Origin of the sequence: Streptococcus pluranimalium (assembly GCF_047785745.1) — a bacterium.
In the GTDB taxonomy this organism is placed as follows: Bacteria; Bacillota; Bacilli; order Lactobacillales; family Streptococcaceae; genus Streptococcus; species Streptococcus pluranimalium_B.
Genome location: NZ_JBLOJT010000193.1, coordinates 1 through 1,347, shown reverse-complemented (window position 1 = coordinate 1,347; position 1,347 = coordinate 1). Strand labels below are relative to the sequence as shown.

Here is a 1,347-nt window from a genome sequence, read left to right as displayed (position 1 = left end):
GAACTGACACCTTGCCTTTTATTTGGTACAATAACAATGCTGACTTGTTATGGTGCAGGGTGAGATTAGGGTTGACGAATTTTGGAAATCCTAAGTCTTTGTCTCATCCCTAGGACTGTCTTTTCTAGTAAATTTATACTCATCGAGTAACACAATAAGGAGTCAATATGACAGAACATGCTATCAAATACCGTTTGATCAAAACGGAAAAACACACAGGTGCCCGTCTGGGAGAGATTGAAACCCCACACGGTACTTTTTCAACCCCTATGTTTATGCCGGTTGGGACACAAGCCACGGTAAAAACACAATCTCCTGAAGAATTGAAACAAATGGGTTCAGGGATCATCCTTTCAAACACTTACCACCTCTGGTTACGCCCTGGTGACGAATTGATTGCGCGTGCCGGTGGATTACACAAATTCATGAACTGGGACCAGGCTATTCTTACCGATTCTGGTGGTTTTCAGGTGTATTCTTTGGCTGATAGCCGTAATATCACTGAAGAAGGGGTGACCTTTAAAAACCACTTGAATGGTTCTAAAATGTTCCTTTCTCCGGAGAAAGCCATCTCTATCCAGAACAATCTTGGTTCGGATATCATGATGAGCTTTGACGAATGCCCACAATTTTACCAACCCTATGATTACGTCAAAAATTCTATCGAGCGAACAAGCCGTTGGGCGGAACGTGGGCTAAAAGCCCATCGTCGCCCGCACGATCAAGGGCTCTTCGGTATTGTGCAGGGGGCTGGTTTTGAAGACCTCCGTCGTCAGTCTGCTAAAGACTTGGTTTCTATGGATTTTGCCGGCTATTCTATCGGTGGTCTTGCTGTTGGTGAGACGCATGAAGAGATGAATGCTGTGCTTGATTTCACGACGCCAATGTTGCCTGAGAATAAACCTCGTTACCTCATGGGAGTTGGAGCTCCTGATAGTTTGATTGACGCGGTTATTCGCGGTGTGGACATGTTTGATTGTGTGCTGCCAACACGTATCGCTCGTAACGGCACTTGTATGACCAGTGAAGGTCGCTTGGTGGTCAAAAATGCCAAGTATGCTGAAGATTTCACACCACTTGATCATGATTGTGATTGTTACACTTGTCAAAACTACACACGTGCCTACCTCCGTCACCTTCTTAAAGCCGACGAAACCTTTGGTATGCGTTTGACATCTTACCATAATCTCTATTTCTTGGTTAATTTGATGAAGAAAGTTCGCCAAGCAATCGTGGACGATAATTTACTTGAATTCCGTGAAGACTTTATAGAACGATACGGATATAATCACTCAAAACGTAATTTTTAATAAAATACGAAAATGTACTGACCCCAAAAAGTTAGAT

The 1,347-nt window shown here is 43.4% G+C and carries 1 protein-coding gene; it reads left to right on the top strand.

What is annotated here, in order from left to right; all coding sequences use genetic code 11:
• Positions 1 to 167 precede the first annotated feature (167 nt).
• Positions 168 to 1,310 carry a tRNA guanosine(34) transglycosylase Tgt gene (tgt, locus tag ACMZ6U_RS10400; protein WP_416108343.1) on the top strand — a complete coding sequence of 381 codons (1,143 nt, stop codon included), beginning with the start codon at positions 168 to 170 and terminating at the stop codon, positions 1,308 to 1,310.
• Positions 1,311 to 1,347 lie beyond the last annotated feature (37 nt).

Excerpts from the sequence above, each read along its gene's own strand:
- tgt (WP_416108343.1), top strand. The coding sequence starts at position 168 with ATGACAGAACATGCTATCAAATACCGTTTGATCAAAACGGAAAAACAC.